The sequence below is a fragment of the Croceibacterium salegens genome (assembly GCF_009827435.1).
Lineage (GTDB): Bacteria > Pseudomonadota > Alphaproteobacteria > Sphingomonadales > Sphingomonadaceae > Croceibacterium_B > Croceibacterium_B salegens.
In genome coordinates this window covers 33,261-51,019 of the sequence record NZ_WTYM01000029.1, presented here as the reverse complement: position 1 = coordinate 51,019, position 17,759 = coordinate 33,261, and the positions used below count along the sequence as shown (strand labels likewise).

Sequence of the window (17,759 nt, the reverse complement as noted above, 5' to 3'; positions counted from 1 at the left end):
CCTGCTAGACGCGTCGACCCTGCCGGTCGATTAATGGATCGCGTCGTCGCCTGCCTGGCCCACGGATTCGATATCCTGGCCCACACCCTTCACGGTGTTGCAGGCGGTGGCGGTGAGGGCGATGGCACCGGCCGCGAGGGCGATGAGCAACTTCCTTGCCATTTTGTTTTCCTTCAACGGTTTGGTCGGCTTCTTTCAAGACCCTGTTGTCCGGAAAAACACGGCGGCCTTGCTTAGGTTCCTTCGACTCGCGCCACGTCCCTGAGGTTGGGACGCGACAGGCGATGCTCGCGCCAGGCGATGACGAGCCCGGCGCCGATGATGATCGGAGCGCCGAGCCAGGTGCTCGCCGGTGGCAGTCGATCGAACAGCCACCATCCGTAGAGCGTCGCCCAGAACAGTGCCGAATAGTCCATCACGATCACGCTCGAGACGCGGCCGAAGCGTAGCGCCGCGGTCAGCAGGAGCTGGCCGATGAGGCCTGTGACGCCGATGGCCAGCAGCAGCCCCCAGGTGGCGAGGTCGTGCGAATGGTAGACGAAGGGCATGGCCACCGCGACCATCGGGACGCTGAACAGCGCGAAGTAGAACACGATCGAGAGCGGCTTGTCGGTCTTGTTGAGGTCGGCGATCTGGATCGAGATCAGCGCGATCATGAAGGCCCCGCCAAGCGCCACCGCGGCGCCTTCCAGCGGGATGTGCCCGCTGCCCGGCTGGGCGATCAGCAGGATGCCGACGAAGCCGGCCGTCACCGCCGACCAGCGCCACACGCCGGGCCGCTCCTTGAGCAGCAGGGTGGCGAGAATAACCGCCCAGATCGGCGCGGTGAAGTTCATCGTCGTCGCCTCGGCCAGCGGCAGGAGGATCACCGCGCCGAAATTGAGCGTCATGCCGATGGTGCCGTAGAAGGCGCGCAGGAAGTGGCGGCCCGGACGGTCGGTCCTGAGCTGTGCGATCCCGCCGGTCAGCGCTGCCCAGCCGAGCAGCAACGGGATCGAAGTCGCCTGCCGCCAGAACATGATCTCGGCGACATGGACCCCGTGTTCGCCGGCCATCTTGATCAGCGCGGACATCGTCGCCAGCCCGGCAATCGCGCCAAGCCGGATGATCAGCGCCAGTAACGGCCGGTCGTGATTCGGGGCCCCGTTCACGCCATCGGGCATAGGCCGATGTCGCGTGGGTTCAAGCGTTGTCGAAGGCGAAAACCACGCCCATATGCGCGCCGATGAAGCTTCCCGATTTCATCCGCTTCGCCAGCGACGCGACGATCTTCGCCATGTGGGGCGGGGGGCTGCTCTTGCTCTCGCTGGTCGCGTTTCTCGGCGATCGCAGGCGCATGAAGCGCACGTCGATCGACGCGGTCGGCTGGGTGCCCTGGCGCGACCTTTCCGCGCTGACCCTGTTCGCCGGGATGGTGCTGATGGCCGTGGCTGTCAGCGGGTGGATGGGCGGAAAGTAGGAACCTCTCCAGCGGCACGAACGGCGCCAAAGGCGCCGCAAGCGCGAACGCGCGCCCGCAGCGAGGGCAGCTTGCCTGCCCGGGATTCGTAGAAGGCCAGAGGCCACCCGAGGATATCGCGCGCCCGGATGGGCGTGCGTAAGGCGTGTCAGAGACACGCCTCCAGATACGCCTGGTCGAAGCCGAACTGGCGCGCCTTTTCCAGCGTGTAGGGACGCAGGCCCGAGGCGCGGAATTCGCCGAGGATCTTACCGTCGTCGGTCTCGTCGAGATACTCGAACGCGAAGAGCTCCTGGGTCACGATCACGTCGCCTTCCATCCCGATCACCTCGGTGATGTTGGTCGTGCGGCGCGAACCGTCGCGAAGGCGCTTCACCTGCACGATCAGGTCGACCGATTCGGCGATCTGGCGGCTGATGGCTTCCTTCGGGATCTTGATGTCGCCCATCAGGATCATGTTTTCCATACGGCCGAGGCACTCGCGCGGGCTGTTGGCGTGAAGCGTACACATCGAACCGTCGTGGCCGGTGTTCATCGCGGCGAGGAGGTCGAAACACTCCGCGCCGCGGATTTCGCCCAGGATGATGCGGTCAGGACGCATACGCAGGGCGTTCTTCACGAGGTCGCCGATGGTGATGGCGCCCTGGCCTTCGAGGTTCGGCGGACGCGTTTCGAGCGGCAGCCAGTGCGGCTGCTGCAGGCGAAGTTCGGCCGCGTCCTCGATGGTCAGCACGCGCTCGCCCGGGTCGATCATCTTCGACAGGGCGTTGAGCATGGTCGTCTTGCCCGAACCGGTACCACCCGAGATGACCACGTTCATGCGGCAGGCGCCGGCGATCTTGAGGCAGGTCGCCATCTTGTCGCTCATCGAGCCGAAGTCCTTGAGCATGTCGATGGTGATCGGCTTCTCGGAGAACTTACGAATCGAGATCGCGGTGCCGCGCAGCGAGAGCGGCGGCACGATGACGTTCACACGCGAACCGTCCTTGAGACGGGCGTCGGCCAGCGGCGTGGTCTGGTCGACGCGGCGGCCGACCTGGTTCACGATGCGCTGGGCGATCTGGAAAAGGTGCTGTTCGTCGCGGAACCGGATCGGCGCGATCGTCAGCTTGCCCTTCTTTTCAATGTAGGTCTGGTCCGGGCCGTTGACCATGATGTCGGACACGTCGGGGTCGTTGAGCAGCTCTTCGAGCGGGCCGAAGCCGAGCAGCTCGTCGATCAGGACCTTTTCGAGCGCGAACTGTTCGCGCCGGTTGAGCGTGACCTTGAGCTCGGCCAGCACTTCCATGATGATCGGGCGGAACTCTTCGGAGAGCTCTTCCTTGGTCAGCGTGGAGGCCGCTTCCGGGTCGACGCGTTCGAGCAGGCGCGGGAGCACCTGTTCCTTGATCTTGTGGACGCTGGCTTCGAAGCCGCCGATCTCGGTCTGCTCGTGGACCGCGTTGGAACGGTCCGCGAGGCGGGTCAGCGCATCGGCCTTGTTCGCCTGCATGCCGCCGCCACCGCCACCCATGTCGGGCATCGGAGCGTCGCCACCGGGCAGGGGAGGGAACTGGTCGCCGCCCTTTTCCTTGGGCGCTCCGCCGCCGCCCTTCATCGGGCGGGCGACACCGAAGCTCGGGCGTGCACCCGGCGACATGCCACCGTTCTTGCGTCCGAATGCGCTCATTATTGTGCCTCTTGCGATGATCCAGCAGCGTTAATCAGGGGATCGGTGCCCGTTGCCGGACGGCCATTCCCCCAATGAGCTTGGTGAATAAATCGCAAAGCTTGATTTTCTCCTAAATTTGTCCCGATTCGGGAGCGCGCCCGTTGCCGGGAGTCCGGGCAACCCCTAAGCCGCGTTCAGGAATGTCGAGAGGGCGCCCGAAGTAATGCAAAGTTCTGACAGGGCTGGGCTTCTTTACGCACTCGCCGGCTTCTGCACGCTGTCCATCGGCGATGCGATCATCAAGGGAATGGCCGGGGCATGGCCGGCTCCCGCGATGGCGGCGACCCGTTACGTCGTGGGCACTGCGCTGCTCGCCTTCCTGCTCGCGCGGAGCGAGGGGATCGGCGCGCTGCGCCTGCCGCGAGACCGGCTGCAATGGCTGCGCGGCGTGGCGATCAGTTGTTCGGCGATCGGCATGTTCCTGGCAGTGTGGATCATGCCGCTGGCGGAAGCGACGACGATCGCCTTCACCCAGCCGATCATCACAGCCGTGCTGGCGACGATCTTCCTGCGCGAGCGGGCAAGAACCTCGACGTGGATCGCAACGGCCGTCGCTTTCGGCGGGGTCATCATAGTACTGCGTCCGAGCTTCGACACACAGGGATTCGCCGTGCTGTTCCCGCTGATGGGGGCGATCGGGATGGCGGTGACGATCATCGCCAATCGCAAGGTCACCGGCCGGGCGAGTATCCTCGCCATGCAGTACTACATGTCGGTCACGGCCATGCTGTTCCTGTTCGTGGCGACGGTCGTCATGCATGTCGCCGGGCCGAACAACTTCCGGGTGACCGCGCCCGACTGGACCATTATCGCGCGCTGCGCCTTCATCGGTCTGTCGGCGACGCTGGCGCAGTGGCTGATTTTCATGGGTACGGTGAAGGCCGGGGCCGGGACGGTCGCGCCGATGACCTACGGTCAGTTGCTGATGGCGACGGGGCTCGGCTGGACCTTCTTCGGTGACAGGCCCGATGTGACCGCATTGCTCGGCGCGGTGATCATCATCGGGGCCGGCCTCTACCTCTGGTACGAGGGCCGGGTCCGCGCCGAACCGGCGATACCGCGCCCGGACTAGGGCGTCTCGTCCTTCAGCACCCAGGCGGTGATCTGGCGGTGGTGCAGCGCCACGGTCGTCAGCGGGCGGTAGTCCTCGCTTGTCACCCGGCGGATCGTCGCGAGGTTTTCCTTGCGCTGCGGGGTCATGAACTTGTTCGCCGTGACGATCACCGTGGGCCGGGTGGCGAGGATGCGCGCCAGCTCGGCCCGCTGGTCGACCCCGAGCGAGCGGCGCTCGAGATTGTTGTTGAGGTGGTCGGGATAGGCGAAGCGCGTGGGGATGCAGGTGCCGGTCGACCGGTAGAGCGCCCCGGGCCCGTCGAACACGTAGAGGCACTTGTCGGTCGCATTCACGTAGGGGCGGATCGCGTCGGACAGGCGCGCCTCGACCCGGCGTTCGCTCCGCGAATGCTCGATGCGATTGGGGAAGTTGAGGATGTAGACTGCGCCTGCCAGCAGCATCAGCGGCAGCACGAACCTGCCCGGCGAGGTGCGGTCGATGATCGGCAGCGCCACCAATACCGCGGCGGGGACGAGTGCGCCGTAGTAGTAGAGATAGACCGTCGAGGGCAGCAGCACCGTCGCCAGCGACGCGACGAGGAACGCGCAGTAGAGCAGGTAGGTCTCGCGCACCCGCGGCGGGTTGAGGCGGAGCGCGGCATAGAGCCCCGGAAAGACCAGGATCATCAACGGCAGCGTGGCGAAGAGCTGGCCCGGCTGGAGGCGCCCGTAGAAGGCCGGCTCACGCTCAAAGAAGCTGACGAAATTGGCGAACCAGAATTCGTCGAAATGCCCGACGGCCGCGTAAAACGCGGCGACCAGCACGGTCGGCAGCACGCCGAGCGCCGCAAAAATCGCGGCAAGGCGAACAAGGCCAGGAAGCTTCGTACCCGCCCGCCACTGTCCGAGCAGCGCCCATGCGCCGAAGAACGCGCATTGCGGCAGGACCGTGTATTTCACCTGCAATGCAATCCCGCCGATCAGCATCGCGGCCATCGCGCGCTTTGCGGCATCGGGGCGGCGCCAGTCGCGCAGGAGCCACAGCATCGACAGCATCAGTGGCGTGTGGAAGATCTCGCTCTGGCCCGAATAGCTGCCGTAGGCGGCCATCAGCATGAGGTAGAGCGATCCCGCGACTGTTGCCGAGGCCCGGTCGACCAGTTCGCACGACAGTTTGTAGACCAGCCAGGCCCCGGCGAAGGCGGAGAGCGACGCCAGAAATTGGTAGGCGGCCGCACTCGGGCCGAACAGTCCGTGCGCTACGAAGTAGATCGCGTAGAGCAGGAACGGCTTGCGGTCCCAGATCTCGACGTAGGGCAGGTCGCCATGCGTCATGCGCCAGCCTATCAGGCTGTAGATCTGCTCGTCGAAGTCGGCGACCGGATCGCCGAACCAGAAGCCGCGCGTCGCGACCAGGACCAGCAGCAACGCGCCCGCGGCGAACCAGTCGCGCGGGATGCGCGAGGCTGCCTGCCGCCTGACCGACGGCGCGATCGTTGTCGTGGCGTCCAAAATGATCTCCGCGTGAGTGCCGGCCGGTTTGTGGCAGGATGGTTAATTATTCGCTTAGTAGCCGAGCCGCGGCAGCGGTGGAATCCCGGCCGATGCGGACGTCCCCGGTCTTAGTCGTTGCGGCCCCAAGCGCGGAAGGTGCGGTGGCGGAAAGTTACGCTGCCGAGCGGGTGGTAATCCTGCGCGATGGCCTGTTCGACCAGCGCGGTCGATGCCTTGCTCTGCGCCGTTACGCTGCTGTCGGCAGTGACGATCGCACCCGGACGGGCGGCGAGGATGCGCGCGACTTCGCTCGCCTGGCTGGTGCCCAGCGCCGGCTCCTCGAGCGCGTTGTTGAGGTGGTCGGGATAGACGAAACGGCCGGGCAGGCAGCTCCCGGTCATCCGGTAGAGCGCCGTCGGCCCGTCGAACATCAGCAGGCAATCGCGGCTCCTCCCGACATGCGGCGCGACCATGGCGGCAAGTTGCTCGACCCCTTCGCGCTCCTCGCGCGTATCGCGGCTATGCAGCGGGATGTTGAGCAGGGCGGTTCCTGCCGCCAGCACCAGGGCCAGCGGTATCCAGCGCGCGCGCGATCGTACGTCGAGCAGTGGCAGGGCGAGCAGGATCGCGGCCGGCGCAAAGGCGGCGAAGTAGTGGATGTAGACGCTGCTGGTCATGAAGATCCCGACAAGGACCGACATGCTCCAGCCGGCGATCAGCTTGTAGTGGTCGTGCCGCGCGGGCGGGTTGAGCCGCCACGCGGCATAGACTCCGCCAGCGGCCAGCAATGCCAGCGGGGCGCAGGCCCTGAGGAAGCGCGGGTCGAAGCGGCCGGTGTCGAGTGGCAGGCGCTCGAAGATCGACACGAAGTTGGCATAGAAGAACTCGTCGAAATGCCCCAGCGCGGCATAGAGCGCGGCCACCGCCAGCGTCGGCAGCAGTCCGAGCAGGGCGTAGCCCGCGGCGCGCGCCAGCAGCCGCGGCAGTGCGTCCCGCCGATGCGGCCAAAGCGCCACGCAACCGAGGAACAGGCATTGCGGGGCAACGGTGTACTTCACCTGCAGCGCGAGCCCGCCGAGCAACATCGCGAGCGCGGCGTGCCTGGTATCGCCGGGCCGGTCGCGGAGCAGGACGAGCATTCCCAGCATCTGCGGAATGAAGAATACCTCGCTCTGCGCGGAGAAGGCGGCGTAGGCGTAGACCAGCAGCGGATAGAGTAGGCCTGCGCCGGTCGCCGTCACCTTGTTGGACAGCGGGCGGGCGAGGGCGTAGACCAGCCAGCCGCCAAGGGCGACGAACGCAGCGGCAAGCACCTGGTAAGCCGCTGGCCCCGGCCCACCGATGGCATGGGCGAGGGCGAACAGCGCAAACAGTCCGAACGGCTTGCGGTCCCACAGGTCGACGAAGGGCAGTTGCCCCTGCAAAATGTGCGCGCCGATCAGCGAATAGAGCTGCTCGTCGGTGTCGGCCACCGGATCGCCAAACCACACCATGCGGCTGGCGAAGGCGACGAGGGCAATGAGCGCAAACGGCCAGAGCGCGGCTATGCGCCCCGTCATTCCTGCTTTCGCATTCTCCAGAACCATCGCCGCGTGCACCCGGCCGGTCTCCCGATAGTGAGCCAGCCTTTTGCGAGATCATGGTTAACAATGGGTAACTCGCGGGTGCTGGCAACGTCTGACGATGCGTGGCAGTCTATGCGCATGACATGCGGCATGATCCTCGCTCTTGCCTTGCTGGCGTGCCCCGTTGCGGCGCAGGACGCAGCGCCCGCCTGCCCGGCTGGATGTCCGGATGCTGGCAGCAGGTAGAGGGCGAGCGCTGGAGCGAGGAGTGCTGGACCATCGACCGCCACGGTTCGATGCTCGGTAGCGGCCGCACCGGCGATACCGCGAAGGTGCGCAGCTTCGAATTCATGCGCATCGAGCGCGGTCCGAACGGCCTTGTGTTCCATGGCGGACCCGGTGGGCAGGGCTGGACACCGTTCCCGCAGGCGCCGGATTCCGAGGGCGGGGTGACCTTCCTGAACGCCGAGCACGATTACCCGCAGCGCATCCGCTACTGGCGCGAGGGCGACCTGCTCAAAGCCGAGGTCTCGCTCGCCGACGGATCACAGTCACAGACCTGGACTTACGGCCGGATGGGCGGCTGATACGAAAAAGGGCGCCGCAGCGGGCGCCCTTCTCGTGTTTCGCCGGGCTGGCGAGGATTAGTCCTCGACGCGCTCCGCGAGGACGGTCAGCCCGTTGTCGCCGACTTCGGCGAAGCCGCCGCGAACCTCGATGTTCTCCGGCTGGGCGCCTTCGGTCTTATAGACCTGGATCGCGCCATCGCGGATGGTCGACATCACCGGGGCGTGGCCTTCGAGCACGCCGAAATCGCCCTCGGTCCCGGGAACGACGACCATGTGGACGTCGTCCGAGCGGACCAGCTTTTCCGGCGTGACCAGTTCGAAGTGCAGGGCCATTGGCTCAGGCGTCCTCGGCCAGCTTCTTGGCCTTCTCGACCGCTTCCTCGATGCCGCCGACCATGTAGAACGCGGCTTCCGGCAGGTGGTCGTACTCGCCGTCGACGACGGCCTTGAACGACTTCACGGTGTCTTCGAGCTGCACGAACTTGCCCGGGATGTTGGTGAACACTTCGGCGACGTGGAACGGCTGCGAGAGGAACTTCTGGATCTTGCGCGCGCGGGCGACGGTCAGCTTGTCCTCTTCCGAGAGCTCGTCCATGCCCAGGATGGCGATGATGTCCTGCAGCGACTTGTACTTCTGCAGCGTTTCCTGGACCTTACGGGCGGTCTGGTAGTGCTCTTCTCCGACGACGCGCGGCTCGAGAACGCGGCTGGTCGAGTCCAGCGGGTCCACCGCCGGGTAGATGCCGAGTTCGGAAATCGCGCGGCTCAGCGTGGTGGTCGCGTCGAGGTGGGCGAACGAAGTCGCCGGCGCCGGGTCGGTAAGGTCGTCCGCGGGGACGTAGATCGCCTGCACCGAGGTGATCGAGCCCTTGGTGGTCGAGGTGATGCGTTCCTGCAGGTTGCCCATGTCGGTCGACAGGGTCGGCTGGTAGCCCACCGCCGAAGGAATACGGCCGAGCAGCGCCGACACTTCCGAACCCGCCTGGGTGAAGCGGAAGATGTTGTCGACGAAGAACAGCACGTCCTGGCCTTCCTGGTCGCGGAAGTACTCGGCCATGGTCAGGCCCGAGAGCGCGACGCGGGCGCGGGCGCCCGGGGGCTCGTTCATCTGGCCGAACACCAGGGCCACCTTCGAACCGTCCGAGGTCGGCTTGCCGTCGGCGTCCTTGGCGATAACGCCGGCGTCGAGGAACTCGTGGTAGAGGTCGTTGCCTTCACGGGTGCGTTCACCGACGCCCGCGAAGACCGACACGCCGCCGTGGCCCTTGGCGATGTTGTTGATCAGTTCCTGGATCAGCACGGTCTTGCCCACGCCGGCGCCGCCGAACAGGCCGATCTTGCCGCCCTTGGCGTAGGGGGCGAGGAGGTCGATGACCTTGATGCCGGTGACGAGGATGGCCGCTTCGGTCGACTGGTCGACGAAGGGCGGGGCCTCGGCGTGGATCGGGGCGGTCATGTCGCTGCCGACCGGGCCCTGTTCGTCGATCGGTTCGCCGATGACGTTGACGATGCGGCCGAGCGTCTTCGGGCCGACCGGGACCGAGATCTGCGCGCCGGTGTTGGTAACCTGCTGGCCGCGGGTGAGGCCGTCGGTGCCGTCCATCGCGATGGTGCGGACGGTGTTCTCGCCGAGGTGCTGGGCAACTTCGAGCACCAGCTTCTGACCGTTGTTGTCGGTCTCGAGCGCGGTGAGAATTGCCGGCAGCTCGCCTTCGAAGGTCACGTCGACGACGGCGCCGATGACCTGGCTGATGGTGCCGTTGGTGGTCTGGTTCAAAACTGCGGCGGTGGCCATTTTTCGTTCCTACTCAGTTCAAACTTGTAATCGCACTGATTGCACATCGGGTCTCGCCATCGAGCCAGACCCAAATAGCGCCATCTCGCGCAACAATTGCTTCGTACCTTTTCCAATTGCCGTCCGTTTCCGGAAGTTCGTAACGGCACATGAATTCGGTAGGTTCTTCTTCAATCGCTTGGCAGTGCGCGTTACGGACGCGCGCTGCGTGATCCTCACATTGTGCCGCGTGTAACGCAGCAAATTCCATTGAACTGGGCCCCGCTGCTTCTGCGGTGGCGCAGCTTGCCGCCACCAAACATACAACTGGCGCAGCTCTAAATTTCAAAGTGCCTCAGCCCCCGCAATGATTTCGATCAGTTCGGTGGTGATCGCGGCCTGGCGGCTGCGGTTGTACTGGATGGTCAGCTTGTTGATCAGGTCGCCGGCGTTGCGCGTGGCGTTGTCCATCGCGGTCATCGAGGCGCCCTGTTCCGAGGCTTCGCGCTCAAGAAGTGCGCCGAAGATCAGCGTCTTGATGTAGCGCGGGAGCAGCTCGGCGAGGATTTCCTCCTCGTCAGGCTCGTACTCGACCGCCGCGCCTCCGGCCGAACCGGCCTCGGGGGCGGGGACGGGGATTAGCTGCACGGTCTGCGGGTCCTGCGCCAGCGCCGACTTGAAGATCGGCGAGACGAGGTGAGCGACGTCGAACTTGCCGGCTTCGAACAGCGCGAGCAGCTCGGCGGCGATCGCCTCGGCTTCCTCGTAGCCCGGGTTGCGGACCGTCGAGGTGTCGTAGTTGGCGGTGATGCCGTCCGGATAGTCGCGGCGGATCGGCGCGCGGCCCTTCTTGCCGACGAGGTAGAACGAAACGTCCTTGCCCTGGGCAATCAGGTCACGGGCCTTGGCCTTGGCTTCCTTGACGATGTTCGAGTTGAGACCGCCGCACAGGCCCTTGTCGGTGTTGACCACCACGAGCAGGTGCTTCTTGTCGCTGCCGGTACCGGCGAGCAGCTTGGGCGCGCCATCGCGTCCCGCCACCTTGCCGGCGAGGCTCGCCATGACCGCCGCCAGGCGCACCGAATAGGGGCGCGCGGCTTCGGCCGCGGCCTGCGCCTTGCGCAGCTTCGCGGCGGCGACCATCTGCTTGGCCTTGGTGATCTTCTGGGTCGACTTGACCGAGTTGATCCGACCCTTGAGTTCTTTCAGCGAGGCCATTTCGGCTCCCTAGTCAGGCTCTGCAGGATCAGGCGTACTGCTTGGCGAAAGCGTCGAGCGCGGCGACGACCTTGGCCTTGGTGCCGTCTTCGAACGCCTTGCTGTCGCGGATTTCGGCCAGCACGTCGGCGTGCTCGGCACGCATGAAGGCCAGCATCTTGCCCTCGTAGTCGGTGACCTTGTCGACCGCGACGGTGTCGAGATAGCCGTTGGTGCCGGCGAAGATCGACACGGTCTGCTCTTCGAACGGCATCGGCTGGAACTGCGGCTGCTTGAGCAGCTCGGTCAGGCGGGCGCCGCGGTTGAGCAGCTTCTGCGTTGCGGCGTCGAGGTCCGAGCCGAACTGCGCGAAGGCGGCCATTTCACGGTACTGTGCGAGCTCGAGCTTGATCGAGCCGGCGACCTTCTTCATCGCCTTGGTCTGCGCGGCGCCGCCGACGCGGCTGACCGACAGGCCGACGTTAATCGCCGGACGGATGCCCTGGTAGAACAGGTTGGTCTCGAGGAAGATCTGGCCGTCGGTGATCGAGATCACGTTGGTCGGAATGTAGGCCGAGACGTCACCGGCCTGCGTTTCGATGACCGGGAGGGCGGTCAGCGAGCCGGCGCCGTTGTCCTCGTTCATCTTCGCCGCGCGCTCGAGCAGGCGGCTGTGCAGGTAGAACACGTCGCCCGGATAGGCTTCGCGGCCCGGGGGGCGGCGCAGCAGCAGCGACATCTGGCGGTAGGCGACGGCCTGCTTGGAAAGGTCGTCGTACACGATCACGGCGTGCATGCCGTTGTCGCGGAAGAATTCGCCCATCGCGCAGCCGGTGTAGGGCGCGAGGTACTGCAGCGGGGCCGGTTCCGAGGCGGTCGCGGCGACGACGATGGAGTATTCCATCGCGCCGTTCTCTTCGAGTTGGCGGACGATCTGCGCGACGGTCGAGCGCTTCTGGCCGACCGCGACGTAGATGCAGTAGAGCTTCTTGCTCTCGTCGTCGCCGGCGTTGATGCCCTTCTGGTTGATGAAGGTATCGATCGCGACGGCGGTCTTGCCGGTCTGGCGGTCGCCGATGATCAGTTCGCGCTGGCCGCGGCCGACGGGGACGAGCGCGTCGAGCGCCTTGAGGCCGGTCTGCACGGGTTCGTGCACCGACTTGCGCGGGATGATGCCCGGGGCCTTCACCTCGACCCGGCGGCGCTCGTCCGAAACGATCGGGCCCTTGCCGTCGATCGGGTTGCCGAGCGCGTCGACGACGCGGCCGAGCAGGCCCTTGCCGACGGGGACGTCCACGATGGTGCCGGTGCGCTTGACGCTGTCGCCTTCCTTGATCTCGGCGTCCGAGCCGAAGATCACGACGCCGACGTTGTCGGCTTCGAGGTTGAGTGCCATGCCCTGCACGCCGTTGGCGAATTCGACCATCTCACCGGCCTGGACCTTGTCGAGACCGTGGATGCGGGCGATGCCGTCGCCGACCGACAGCACGGAACCGACTTCGCTGACTTCGGCGGCGGTGCCGAAGTTGGCGATCTGGTCCTTGATGACCTTGGAGATTTCAGCGGCGCGGATTTCCATGATGTGTTCAGCCCTTCATGGCTTGTGCAAGTGAGTTAAGGCGGGTGCGGATCGAACCATCGATCCGCTTTGATCCGACCGTGACGACGAGCCCGCCGAGCAGGCTGGGATCGACACGGGTCTTGAGCTTGACAGTGCGGCCTTCGCGGGCACGCAGCTTGGTTTCGAGCGTGACGACCTGCTCGTCGGTCAGCGCGTGGGCGCTCGCGACTTCGGCGGTCACTTCGCCGCGCTGGGCGGCGGCAATGGTGTGGAACGCGCGAATCATCGCCGGCAATTCGGCGACGCGGCGATTCTCCGCCAGCACGCCGAGGAAATTGGTCGTCAGGTCCGACAGGCCCATCGCCGAGCCAAGACCGGACATGACCTTGCCGATCTGGTCGCGGCTGATTTCCGGATTGCGGATCAGCGCGCGCAGTTCAGCCGATTCGCCGAGGGCGGATTCGAGATTCTCGAGGTCTGACTCGACTGCTGTGACGGTGCCCGCCTCGCTGGCGAGATCGAACAGCGCACTGGCGTAACGCCCTGACAGGCTGGCCTGAATACCGGCGGAAAGCTCCACGCGAAGAGGTCCTCTTTGGGTCCGAAGAAACAGGTTTTACACATGCCGTTTGGCAGGCACGCAGCAGCGGCCCCGGCAAGGCTGGCGCGCCCCTAACACCGGCCTTGTTGCGATGCAACCCGAGTCGGGGCCAGCATTTCAACCTTCGCCCGAAGTGCTGTATGAAAAGTCCGACACAGGGGGGAATCACATGAAACCATCGGAACTGCTGATCGGCCTGCGCGAGCTGTTCGCTTTCGTGGTTCCTGGCGCAGTTCTGCTGTTTCTCCTTCCGGCCGCATTTACAGATTTGATTGAGGCCGACGCGCATCATCGTTTGCCGTGGGCAGGCAATAACACCTTCTTCCTGCTCTTCTCCGCATTTGCCGCTTATGCCCTTGGGGCGGTTCTGTCGGGGGTCGGCTCGCTGTTCGACGAGGTGGCGGAAAAAGCCGCCGACCTGCGAAGCCTGCTGCCCGGTTTCGCAAATTCCGTGCGAGAGGGCGCCATCGAGGCGGAAAACCTGAGCGACCTTGCCGGGAAGCTCGAGCAGGTTGCGCTACGGACGCTCCCGGTCCAGCCGCAAGGTCAGGTGTGGGGTAGGCGCGCCTTCTGGTGGAACTACATGCGTATCCACTGTCCGCAGGCGGTGGCGGAGATCGATCGACTGGAAGCGCAGCAGAAGCTTTTCCGTTCGCTGATGGTTGCGTGGATCGTCCTTGCCGTTCTCGAACTGGCGAGTCGCAGCCTTCCGCTCGCGGCGACCTATGCCGTATTCGCAATTGTAAGTTTTTTCTATTATGCCGGGCTGCGCCGGACGTTGTCGCGCCGCCTGTATCAGTGCGTGGTGATCCAGTTTGTCTCGGACGATCTGACCGCATGCAGTAAGACCGCCTGAGGATCACTCGGTCGCCAGACTGCAAGCATAGACCAGCCGCTCGTTCGGCTGCGACGGGAGCAGCGAGAGGATCGCCGCCTGCTTGGCACCGAGATCGCGCGCAGCTTCGGCACCGCCCCCGCACGCCGGCGCTTCGTATTCGCTGCGGGCGGTGCGCGCCTTCGTCATCTCGTCGTGGCCGAGCAGGTAGCGCTCGACACGGTACTCGCCGATCGAAGGATCGAACCGGGCGACCGACACGCTGGCCTCGTCGTTGGGGACCAGCACGCGCGACCATGCCCCCGCGTCGGCGCCGTACTGGGTGCGACCGTTGATGCAGCCTTCCGCTGTCCATTCGATCGGCACTGTCTGTGCGGCGGTCCCGGTCACGCGACTGCGCGCCGGTTGCAGCGTGCAGGTCAGCTTTCCGGGCTGAAGTCCGGAACCGGCGATTGCGCCGGTGTCCTCGGCCGACATTTCCTCGCGCAAGAGGTCCTGCAGGCGATCGTCGCCTTCGGAGAAGGTCGGACGGGAGAACCAGGCTGCCAATGCAGCGAAGACGGCAAGCGCGGCAACGCCGCCTGCGATCTTCATTTGCTGGCGGTCTTCGTCCTCGTAACGCAGGTACGCAAAGCCGCCCGCGCCCATGGCAACGAGAACGAGAAGCAGCGTCAGCGCCATGCGGTTGTCGCGTTCGTCGATGATCTCGAAGTCTATGGTCCGCCGCGCTTCTTCGCGCCTTTGGACCAGGGCTTCCTCGGCCGCCTGCGCCTTGGCCTGCGCTTGCCGCGCATCTTCCTCGGCTCTTGCGCGCTCGTCCGCGTCGAGGTCGGCCAAGCTGCGGCACGGCGTGCTGTTGATCTGCGGGGTCACGTTGTTGGCGCGCAGGAACGGCAGCAGTTCGCGGGTCGAGATGGCGAAGTAGAATTCACCGTCGGCCCCGGCGCTTTCGGCCCCGAAGCTGTTGACCCCGACCACGCGCCCGCACGGGTCGAGCAGGGGGCCGCCCGAATTGCCGCGGGCGATCGGCGCAGTGTGTAGCAGGGTGTCGAATTCTCGCGTCGGGCGATGGCCGGCAAGTGCGCCGGTTGCCTTCACCGGAGGCTGCGAGCGGAACAGGTCGCCGACCTTGAGACCCTGAGCACGGTCGACGTTCATCGGGTATCCGACCGAGATGACCTGGCCCGAATCGGCGGGCGGATTGCCCGATATGGTCAACGGAGGCAGGTTCATCGCCTTGGTCGTGGCGATGAGCGCGAGGTCGTTGCGCTGGCTGACCGAGACGATCCGGCCATAGACCGCTTCGCCGCCATCCGAGGGTACAATGCCGATCGAAAGGTTGGGATCGTTTCGCGCTTCGGTCACGACATGGGCGTTGGTGACGATGTACTCGGGCGTCACCGCAAAGCCCGTACCGTGGCCGAGCGGCAGCAAGTCGCCGTCGCCGCCGCTTTCGACGATGACCACGCGCACCACGCCCCGCGCGGCGGCATCTATATCAGCGGGATCGGCCTGCAACGCCGCGGGAAGGGCGAGCAGGACCATGGCGACAAAAGCGACCAGCCGGCGAAGCATCGCCGCTGCTCTAGGCCGCCAAAGGTTTTGAACGCAAGCCGCGGGACGCACGCCGCCGTGCACGGCGCTAGGTTGAGGTCATGGAATCGAGGAAGACACCATGACCTACAAAGTAACCGGGCTCGACCGATCGCGCTTCGCTCCGCTGTTCGTGCTCGATGACGAAGCGCTCGCCCGGCACGGCGCGCGGCGCGTCGTTGCCGATGCCGACCATGGCTTTCCCTGCCGTGTGACGCTGGAAGACGCTCGCGCCGGGGAGAGCCTTCTGCTCGTCAATCACGCCAGCAACCGGTCCGACGGGCCCTACCATTCGGCCTTTGCGGTGTTCGTGCGGGAAGATGCTGGCGAGGCGGCGAGATACGTCGATGCCCTTCCGCCGGTCTTCATCGGACGACCGCTAGGCATTCGCGCCTACGATGCCGTGGGCGACCTTGTTGCGGCCAGGCTCTCGACGAGCGAAGCAACGCACGAGGATTCAATCCGCGAACTGCTCGCCGATCCACGGGTCGACCATCTCGACGCACACAATGCCGCGCACGGCTGCTTTGCGGCGCGCATCGACAGGTATAGGAGCGAGGCATGATCGACAGCGAGAAGGCATGGGCCGCCGTCCTGCGGCGCGACCGCCGTTTCGACGGGCGCTTCGTCACCGGCGTGCTGACCACCGGTATCTATTGCCGCCCGTCGTGCGCTGCGCGGCACCCTGCGCGCGGCAACGTGCGATTCTTCGCCGACGGCTCTGAAGCGCGCGCCGCCGGACTGCGTGCCTGCAAGCGTTGTCTGCCCGACGATGTGGCGCGCGACGAGGCCGCGGTTCTCGCGGCCATCGACGAAATCAAGTCGAGTGAGGGTAGTCTGACGCTCGACGAACTGGCCCAGCTGACCGGCTACTCGGCGACCCATTTTCAGCGCGTCTTTACCCGCACCACGGGGCTCTCTCCAGCCGCCTATTCCCGCGCCCTGCGCGAGGAGCGGGCCCGCGAGGCTCTCTCCGGAGCGGACCGGGTGACCGATGCGATCTACGATGCGGGGTTCGAAAGCGCATCGCGCTTCTACGATACGATGAAAGGCAAGCTGGGCATGAACGCGAGCGACTGGAAGGACGGCGGCAAGGGGCGGACGATTCATTACGAGATCGTCGGCACCACGCTCGGTCCGATGCTGGTCGCGGCAACCGACCTTGGCGTGTGCTGCCTTTCGTTCAACGAGGGGCGCGAGGAACTGGCGGCGCGGTTCCCCCGCGCGGAACTGGTCGAGGGCGGCGATGCTTTTCGCGAACTGTTCGAGCGGGTTCTCTCCGCGGTAGAGCAGCCCGGGACCGGCGACGACATCCCGCTCGACGTCAAGGGCACCGCCTTCCAGCAACGCTGCTGGCAGGCGTTGCGCCAGATCCCACCCGGCGAAACCCGCAGTTATGGTGAGCAGGCCGCAGCAGTCGGCAATCCCAAGGCGAGCCGCGCGGTCGGCAGTGCCAACGGGGCCAACAACATCGCCGTGCTGATTCCCTGTCACCGGGTCATTGCCCACGACGGGACTCTCGGCGGCTATGCCTACGGGCTCGACATCAAGCGCGAACTCCTCGCGCGGGAGCGGGATCGATGAAGGACAAGCGGGAAATCTTCGCGAGGCTTCACCAGCCGGGCAATCCCTTGCTGCTCTACAATGCCTGGGATGCCGGCAGTGCGCGCGCTGTCGCCGATGCCGGCGCGCCGGCGATTGCAACGGGCAGCCATTCGCTGGCCGGGGCGCAGGGCTATCCCGACGGCGAGGCGATCCCCCTCGCCACATTGCTGGAAAGTGTGCGCCGCATCGTCGCCGTCGTCGATGTGCCGGTCTCGGTCGATTTCGAGGGCGGCTTCGCAGTCGACCCGGCGCGCCTGGCCGAACACGCGACGTACCTCTCTGAAACCGGCGCGATCGGCTGCAATTTCGAAGATCGCAAGGTCGGCGGGGAAGGGCTGCACGGACTCGAAGAACAGGCAAAGCGCGTCGCCGCGGTGGCTTCGGCCGGGCTTTTCGTCAACGCGCGGACCGACCTGTTCCTGAGCCTGCTGGTCGCCGGTCGGGACCCGAACGACCGCTCGCTCCTGTCCGACGCGCTCGAACGCGCAGCTGCCTATGGCGAAGCGGGTGCGGGTAGCTTCTTCGCTCCGGGCCTGTCCGATCCGGAACTGATCGCCGATTTGTGCGCGGCTTCGCCCTTGCCGGTCAACATAATGGTCTATGCCAAGATCGCGGACTGGCGCGCGCTGGCACAATGCGGAGTTGCGCGCCTCAGCTGGGGCCCGGGTCCGTGGCGGCTGGCGATGGCGACGTTGAAAGAACAGGCGGAGGCGCTTTACCGGTCCTGAGGGGCGGCGTAGAC

18 protein-coding genes are annotated in these 17,759 nt (G+C 65.7%); 7 read left to right on the top strand and 11 right to left on the bottom strand.

Features of this window, described 5'->3' with window-relative positions; all coding sequences use genetic code 11:
- Nucleotides 1-30: 30 nt before the first annotated feature.
- Both GRI89_RS03555 and GRI89_RS03550 read right to left on the bottom strand, forming a co-directional pair.
- The gene (locus tag GRI89_RS03555; RefSeq protein ID WP_159792266.1) at nt 31-162 is read right to left on the bottom strand and encodes an entericidin A/B family lipoprotein; all 132 of its coding nucleotides are present in this window, start codon (nt 160-162) and stop codon (nt 31-33) included.
- Nucleotides 163-233: 71 nt separating this feature from the next.
- Entirely contained in the window at nt 234-1,151 is a 918-nt protein-coding gene (locus tag GRI89_RS03550) for a DMT family transporter (protein ID WP_328598066.1), read from the bottom strand.
- Nucleotides 1,152-1,225: 74 nt separating this feature from the next.
- On the opposite strand from GRI89_RS03550, the gene GRI89_RS03545 reads away from it, so the two are divergent.
- Nucleotides 1,226-1,459 carry a hypothetical protein gene (locus GRI89_RS03545; RefSeq protein WP_159792262.1) on the top strand — a complete coding sequence of 78 codons (234 nt, stop codon included), beginning with the start codon at nt 1,226-1,228 and terminating at the stop codon, nt 1,457-1,459.
- A gap of 148 nt (nt 1,460-1,607) precedes the next feature.
- Here the strand turns inward: GRI89_RS03545 and GRI89_RS03540 are convergent, their stop codons facing one another.
- A complete protein-coding gene (locus tag GRI89_RS03540; RefSeq protein WP_201290858.1) occupies nt 1,608-3,128 on the bottom strand; it encodes a CpaF family protein in 1,521 nt (506 codons plus the stop codon).
- 205 nt (nt 3,129-3,333) lie between these two features.
- Here GRI89_RS03540 and GRI89_RS03535 point away from each other — a divergent pair, with 205 nt between their 5' ends.
- Complete coding sequence (locus GRI89_RS03535; RefSeq protein WP_159792260.1) at nt 3,334-4,242, top strand: DMT family transporter; 909 nt, start codon at nt 3,334-3,336, stop codon at nt 4,240-4,242.
- Here the strand turns inward: GRI89_RS03535 and GRI89_RS03530 are convergent.
- Both GRI89_RS03530 and GRI89_RS03525 read right to left on the bottom strand, forming a co-directional pair.
- Entirely contained in the window at nt 4,239-5,735 is a 1,497-nt protein-coding gene (locus tag GRI89_RS03530) for an ArnT family glycosyltransferase (protein WP_159792258.1), read from the bottom strand. The genes GRI89_RS03535 and GRI89_RS03530 overlap by 4 nt on opposite strands.
- Before the next feature lie 110 nt (nt 5,736-5,845).
- On the bottom strand, nt 5,846-7,276 hold the full coding sequence (locus tag GRI89_RS03525; protein WP_159792256.1) for an ArnT family glycosyltransferase: 1,431 nt from the start codon (nt 7,274-7,276) through the stop codon (nt 5,846-5,848).
- A 182-nt stretch (nt 7,277-7,458) separates the two neighbouring features.
- On the opposite strand from GRI89_RS03525, the gene GRI89_RS03520 reads away from it, so the two are divergent.
- Nucleotides 7,459-7,869 carry a DUF6265 family protein gene (locus GRI89_RS03520; protein WP_328598065.1) on the top strand — a complete coding sequence of 137 codons (411 nt, stop codon included), beginning with the start codon at nt 7,459-7,461 and terminating at the stop codon, nt 7,867-7,869.
- A gap of 57 nt (nt 7,870-7,926) precedes the next feature.
- Here the strand turns inward: GRI89_RS03520 and GRI89_RS03515 are convergent, their stop codons facing one another.
- From GRI89_RS03515 to GRI89_RS03495, 5 genes are all read right to left on the bottom strand, one after another.
- Nucleotides 7,927-8,184: an ATP synthase F1 subunit epsilon gene (locus GRI89_RS03515; RefSeq protein WP_159792254.1), complete on the bottom strand. Its 258-nt coding sequence runs from the start codon at nt 8,182-8,184 to the stop codon at nt 7,927-7,929.
- Nucleotides 8,185-8,188: 4 nt separating this feature from the next.
- Nucleotides 8,189-9,646 carry a F0F1 ATP synthase subunit beta gene (atpD, locus tag GRI89_RS03510; protein ID WP_159792252.1) on the bottom strand — a complete coding sequence of 486 codons (1,458 nt, stop codon included), beginning with the start codon at nt 9,644-9,646 and terminating at the stop codon, nt 8,189-8,191.
- Nucleotides 9,647-9,970: 324 nt separating this feature from the next.
- Nucleotides 9,971-10,843 (bottom strand): F0F1 ATP synthase subunit gamma, encoded by an 873-nt coding sequence (locus tag GRI89_RS03505; RefSeq protein ID WP_159792250.1) that lies wholly within the window; start codon nt 10,841-10,843, stop codon nt 9,971-9,973.
- Nucleotides 10,844-10,871: 28 nt separating this feature from the next.
- A complete protein-coding gene (atpA, locus tag GRI89_RS03500; protein ID WP_159792248.1) occupies nt 10,872-12,401 on the bottom strand; it encodes a F0F1 ATP synthase subunit alpha in 1,530 nt (509 codons plus the stop codon).
- Between the two features lie 7 nt (nt 12,402-12,408).
- Nucleotides 12,409-12,963, bottom strand: coding sequence for a F0F1 ATP synthase subunit delta (locus GRI89_RS03495; RefSeq protein WP_328598064.1), 555 nt, complete (start codon nt 12,961-12,963; stop codon nt 12,409-12,411).
- A 190-nt stretch (nt 12,964-13,153) separates the two neighbouring features.
- Between GRI89_RS03495 and GRI89_RS03490 the strand changes: the two genes are divergently transcribed.
- Complete coding sequence (locus GRI89_RS03490) at nt 13,154-13,840, top strand: hypothetical protein (RefSeq protein ID WP_159792246.1); 687 nt, start codon at nt 13,154-13,156, stop codon at nt 13,838-13,840.
- Nucleotides 13,841-13,843: 3 nt separating this feature from the next.
- Here the strand turns inward: GRI89_RS03490 and GRI89_RS03485 are convergent, their stop codons facing one another.
- A complete protein-coding gene (locus tag GRI89_RS03485) occupies nt 13,844-15,394 on the bottom strand; it encodes a S1C family serine protease (RefSeq protein WP_235912762.1) in 1,551 nt (516 codons plus the stop codon).
- A 100-nt stretch (nt 15,395-15,494) separates the two neighbouring features.
- Here GRI89_RS03485 and GRI89_RS03480 point away from each other — a divergent pair, with 100 nt between their 5' ends.
- From GRI89_RS03480 to GRI89_RS03470, 3 genes are read left to right on the top strand one after another with little or no spacing between them, the layout of a single operon-like run.
- On the top strand, nt 15,495-15,977 hold the full coding sequence (locus GRI89_RS03480) for a DUF1203 domain-containing protein (RefSeq protein ID WP_159792244.1): 483 nt from the start codon (nt 15,495-15,497) through the stop codon (nt 15,975-15,977).
- Complete coding sequence (locus GRI89_RS03475) at nt 15,974-16,996, top strand: bifunctional transcriptional activator/DNA repair enzyme AdaA (RefSeq protein WP_159792242.1); 1,023 nt, start codon at nt 15,974-15,976, stop codon at nt 16,994-16,996. Before GRI89_RS03480 ends, GRI89_RS03475 begins: the two co-directional genes overlap by 4 nt.
- The gene (locus GRI89_RS03470) at nt 16,993-17,745 is read left to right on the top strand and encodes an isocitrate lyase/PEP mutase family protein (RefSeq protein WP_159792240.1); all 753 of its coding nucleotides are present in this window, start codon (nt 16,993-16,995) and stop codon (nt 17,743-17,745) included. The genes GRI89_RS03475 and GRI89_RS03470 overlap by 4 nt, the downstream gene beginning before the upstream one ends.
- The last annotated feature ends 14 nt before the right edge of the window (nt 17,746-17,759 follow it).